Annotated in this window: 4 protein-coding genes and 1 pseudogene; 1 reads left to right on the top strand and 4 read right to left on the bottom strand. The window is 38.1% G+C overall.

The window, feature by feature from the left end; all coding sequences use genetic code 11:
• Window positions 1-315 precede the first annotated feature (315 nt).
• Window positions 316-1089: pseudogene (qatD, locus tag IEW93_RS21480) on the top strand (Qat anti-phage system TatD family nuclease QatD).
• 183 nt (window positions 1090-1272) lie between these two features.
• On the opposite strand, the gene IEW93_RS21475 reads toward qatD, so the two are convergent.
• From IEW93_RS21475 to IEW93_RS21460, 4 genes are all read right to left on the bottom strand, one after another.
• Window positions 1273-2223: a putative phage abortive infection protein gene (locus IEW93_RS21475; RefSeq protein WP_188741245.1), complete on the bottom strand. Its 951-nt coding sequence runs from the start codon at window positions 2221-2223 to the stop codon at window positions 1273-1275.
• A gap of 173 nt (window positions 2224-2396) precedes the next feature.
• Entirely contained in the window at window positions 2397-2708 is a 312-nt protein-coding gene (locus tag IEW93_RS21470; protein ID WP_188741244.1) for an IS66 family insertion sequence element accessory protein TnpB, read from the bottom strand.
• A gap of 389 nt (window positions 2709-3097) precedes the next feature.
• Window positions 3098-3553 (bottom strand): hypothetical protein, encoded by a 456-nt coding sequence (locus IEW93_RS21465; protein WP_188741243.1) that lies wholly within the window; start codon window positions 3551-3553, stop codon window positions 3098-3100.
• Entirely contained in the window at window positions 3546-5246 is a 1701-nt protein-coding gene (locus IEW93_RS21460; RefSeq protein WP_188741242.1) for a tyrosine-type recombinase/integrase, read from the bottom strand. The genes IEW93_RS21465 and IEW93_RS21460 overlap by 8 nt, the downstream gene beginning before the upstream one ends.
• Window positions 5247-5307 lie beyond the last annotated feature (61 nt).

Genomic DNA, 5307 nt, shown 5'->3' with positions numbered 1-5307 from the left:
ATAATAAACCGCTCATAATCAAGCAATGCTTGGGCCAGTGGCCTAAGTATTGCCGTGCCTGAAATTTAAGAAACCAGATTTTTTGCTTTATTACTTATGTCACGCCATGCTGCCGTAAGCTCACAATAAGTCCAGCGGTCCTGATGATCCAATGGCAATGGCTCTGGCTGTGCTTGACGCTAGGCAAAGAGGATTGGATCGATTCCTTGGTGGTACTTTGGCATTTGCATCTATTGATGATCGCACGGCATATCGCCGAGTGCTGCAACAGGGTCTTGCTGAATTGGAAGCCGTTCTTGTTAAGGATCAATTGCTTTGATCGACTTTCATTGTCACTTAGATCTCTATCCGAAAGCAAAGGAAGTATATGCCGAGTCTCTGAGACGCAATGCATTCACATGGTTAGTCACTACAAGTCCAAAGGCTTTCCGAGCTACGAGTTCAGTGCTTGGCCGTCATGAAACTGTGTTGATAAGTCCAGGCCTTCACCCAGAGATTGTAAGTGAGCGCTTCGAAGAATTAGACCTGCTGACAGCTCAAATTGATGACGTCATTGCCGTTGGTGAGATCGGTGAGGTGGAGTTAAACCCAGAGAACAAAAAAGAAGCAGCTTAACAGCTTAGGCGACAACTACCTTGAAAAACGCCGGTAAAGCGATGCCATGACATGGGGGGGCGGGCGCTTAGCATCCATTCAAGACAGGCGGTTCCGGACGTTTTAGAACTACTCCGTTTGTTCCCTGACCATGGAGTTCCGGTACTGCATTGGTTTACGGGAACGGCATCGGAGCTTAAAACCGCTATTGGGCAGGGTTGCTGGTTCAGTATCGGTCCAGCTGCCTTTAGTTCCTCTGCAGGAAAGGCACTAGCCAGAAAGCTTCCGAGGGATAGAGTTCTTCCCGAAAGCGATGGTCCTTTCGCTCAATTAGATGGCCGCTCTGTCATGCCTTGGGATTTCGATATTACGGTAGCTCTTCTTAGTGACGTTTGGTCGTTACCTTTTGAGGAGGTCAGAGCTCAATTACTCAGTAACGCTAGAATGTTTGTGAATAAAATTGGCTATACAAAACTAATTAAAAAATTGATTTGAAGAGTATTTATTTTAATACTGGAATTTTTTGTTTTGGAACCTAGTTGAATACCTCAAAAACTCCAAGAAACACTACCGTGCTATTTTCGCCAAGTGTCCGCTTTCAGTGAGTTCCTAGCGCTCGGGCTATCCAAATAGTTGGTATAGGTTTGGCTCAAGTTCCTATGACAGGCTATGTAAGGGTTAGATCGACATATCAGCTAAGTCTTTCAACCAAGATTCCATATTTATATTAATTGATTTATTTTTTCCATAAGCACTCAAAGAGTATTTATTGAGATCAACACAGCCATCTATTAATCCTCTGTAACCAATATATTCAAACAAACTAAACTCTTCAATTTTAGACTTAACTTCTTGAAATTCATCAGAATAAATTACTTTGTAAAAAATAAAAATTAATTCTCCATTAGTAAATTCAGAGAAAAGAACTCTATAGTATTTCCTTTTATCAATCAGCTTGCTCTCTTCAATAAAATCTAAGATAAACTTCAAGTGCATAAAATATGCTTCTATTGCACCCGATGCCTTACTAGCAAAAATCAAGCCTTTAAATGCTTCTTCAGAATCACATCGTTTAGGAAATTCCCCACGATAATACTCGGACGAATAGTACTCTTGATACTTATAAAGTTGATATCGAAGGTGTTCAAAACCGCAGTACCTTATATCCCTATCAGAAGAAAATGAACTTGGAACATTACTGTCATTTTTTACATCTTCCTCTAGGTGTACCCTTATTATATGAGCAATTTGTGATTCGAAACGGTCCAGTAATTTGAAGAAAGTTGCTTCGAAATTTTGAATATTAACGGAATCAATTTGCTGAGCTTGAGCGTCAGCGCTTCTTTTTAATTCGACCCTGGTGAGTTCTAGTTCTTCTCTTGTCATCGCCAATTGAGACTGGCTTTGTTGCAATTGATTTCGCTGTAATAAAACAGTTAGAAGAACACCTATGAATGCTGAAAAACTCAAGAAAGGATTTAGAATCCCGCCAATGAAGTCACCAAATACTCCCCAATTCTCTGGTTTGTCAGAAATGCTCATGTGACCAAAGTTAAAATAATACGCTAAAGGCGCAATGCTGCATATTGAAACGATTGCGAAGGCGGGCAACAGAATTTTTCTAATCATTTATTTTCTCAAATAGAATTTAAACGTAAAATTTTAATCTTAATCAAAAGCATAGCACTGTATAGTATGCCAACTTGCACCACATGCAAAGTTTCAAAAAACTCAATCTTCGAGTGATGATAACTGCAATAAGTAATACATTTATATACCGAATAGTCCAGCATCATTAACCTTTATCGGATATCGGTCGTTGCTAAATTGGCAGGAAGCATGAGCTGGCCTGTGCGGGTATCATACTGCAGTGCATTTTGATGAGTGTACTCGCAGACTTCAGTGGTGGTTTGTTTTAGTTGAATAAAGCGTGATGATGTAGCGCGCGTTGGCAAGGTTGTTTTTTGCTGGTTCTCAGCCTGTAAAGCACGTTGTTTATAATAAGTGGTAATCGAGACATTATGATGTTGGCAGAATTCAACATTAGTGCCTTTGAAATTGCTGCGCTGCTGAAGTAACTCTAGCCACTGTGCCGCTGTTCTGTATGTTTTCATCACCTGCTCCTAATTTATCATTGAGCAGGTATTTTCAAATAGGCAGATTAATGATGCGAGGTGTGGTTCGCTAGACGGTTACCAAAAAAGTACAAAAAACGAACGGTACTATTCAAGCCGATCACTCAATACTATTTTGACCGAAAAGTGATCGGCATCGATGGTATTGAGTGATCGCGATGAATGGTATTAGGTGATCGGCTTAGATGGTATTAGGTGATCGCGATGCATGAGAATATGACTTAATGATAAGCCACTTTCAAGGAGCTTTCTAACGGCGTTTGGCATCCAATTTGCGGTCAAAACTGCTTCTTGCCTGCTAGTTTTTATAAGTTTACTTCTTGATTAAAGCCGAAAGAACGATTTCAAAAAAATTGTGTGAAGCATGATTATCTGCTCATCATTAATCTATCAACTTTTAACTTTAATATTATAACCTCTTGCTCGAGGTCATCTCTTTCTGCTTGATAGAAAGCAATACTTTGTAAAGCTTTGTCACGCTGCCTTGTCATATCCTTTAGTTGATTTCGTAAGTACCTATTGTCATCTCTTAAAGATCTGTGCTTATTCGTTTCGAGAAATTTATTATGGCTATACCCCTCTTTAATCAGTTTATTATGTGTCTCAATGGCTTCTCGAATGTGCGCATTCCAAGGGCTATTTAGCGCCATATTACTTTTTAGACCGGCACCACTCCATATTTCCTTATACGTCCATGTAACCTCAGGCTTAGCTTTATGCAGTAGCTCTACCTGTTGCCATAAAGCTTTAGTATTATTATGTTTTGTTTCTTCTCTGTTCTTAAGTAGGCCGTTGTGATTACCACGTGACAAAGATTTAGACATTAATGACCTCAACTTTATCTAGCTGTTCAATCAGCTTGTTAATTTCAATGTTCCTAGAGTTTAAATAGGATGTCTTAGGCAAACTTGATTTAAAAAATGTTAACAATCTCTCATTTTCACGTTTACGCCACAATAGGGTTCTGCGCATACCATCCGCTGATATTACTGAATTATTACAATCAGCGGGCCTGCATGCCGTTTTATCACCACCACAAAGAGCCTTTTGTGGTCTATACATACATAGACCATCATCCGTTTGCTCAATAAGAGCTTTATTAGGAAGACTTTGCAGAAAAATTTCACGTTCAGCCTTAGTCATCCCTTTAAACTCTTTTCTAAGTTGCTTTACCTCATCGGCACCGCCACCAATTATAGGTATTTGATTCGAATAAAGTTCTGCATATAGTTCTTCAGAAAGTATAAATTTTTCTTGTTGTAATTCAATATAAATGTTTGGGTCACCGTATATTTTAGTCATTTCGGGGTCATAGTGTTTGAGTTGATCTTGGATGGCTTTGATTCCCAAGCCTTGTCGAGTCATAATTCTAGCGAATTTTTTCCTAAACTGGTGGCTTGCTATGTACCAGACCTCATTATTATATGTAATGTTATTGTGATTGAGGTATTGACGTAACATAGTATTCATACTCATATTCGATACTGGATATGGACTTCGATTAGCCTTTTGAACAAATAAATAGTCCTTATTTGAGGTGTAACGGTTACTCAAGCCTAGTTTTAATTTATCCATTATTTGTTTAATAAAAGGCAATGTTTGCCATTTATATTTTGTCGGCTCTGCTTCTAGTTTCGTTGTTTGTGAAATAACAAAACTAATAACCTGTTCGTATCCATTGTAGTTCAAAGTTTCAGATTTGAAATTGTGTTCATTCCTGATACGCAAAATCTCATGGATTCTCATGCCGGTAAACAATGCAATGAGAATGTAACCAGCTGACATCAATCTGTTTTGAAAAAAATTTATTTCATGATGGTTTGTAAACCCGAAATCGGAATATGGAAATGTTTTTTTAACAGTAGGCTCGTAGTATACGGTACCGTCATCTCTGTATTTCTTTTTGTATTTTCTAATAGATATAAATTTTTCTCTTGCTAGGTTCACTTCATGTAATATTTTGTAAGTTTCAATATCTCTGATAGCAGCATGATAGAGTTTTTTGGCTACAGAATCAGGCATTTCAGATGTAGTTTTTTCTTGTCGACCAATTACCTTATTTGCATTAATTCTAGCCCATTCAGATTCAGACATACCTTCTAGCAAGTGAACCGTCAAACCGTCTCTCATCTTGTGAGATTGCTTTTGTAAATGGCCAAACCCACGAACTCGACTCAATAAAGTTCTGTTTGTTATTTCAAGGCCATTTTTATGAGTTTCATTCAGAATTTCACTTTGAATACATGAGGCATCAAATTCAGTAATATCTGATAATTTTAAAATTTTATTATCATACATATATGAAAGTATACGTTTTAACCCATGAGTGAGTAATTTTGTCAATGTTGATGTTTTGGGGTTGGAGGGGAGGGGGTTAAAGATTAATTGCTCTATAAAATCCTTTGCAACAGCAAGATATTGTTCATTATGTTGACTACATACGTTTGTTCCCAGGGCGGGATCATACTTTGTTAACAGTAGGGAACTTTTTCGTATCGGCATGATCTGATCAGGCATGTTAATCTACTGAACCTAATCCATGTCCTTATTTGAACACTTGAAACTTATCAAAGACCCT

Source organism: Shewanella inventionis (assembly GCF_014641855.1).
GTDB classification, from domain to species: Bacteria; Pseudomonadota; Gammaproteobacteria; order Enterobacterales; family Shewanellaceae; genus Shewanella; species Shewanella inventionis.
Note: the sequence above shows the minus strand (reverse complement) of the source record. Positions and strands in the feature narration are given on the sequence as shown.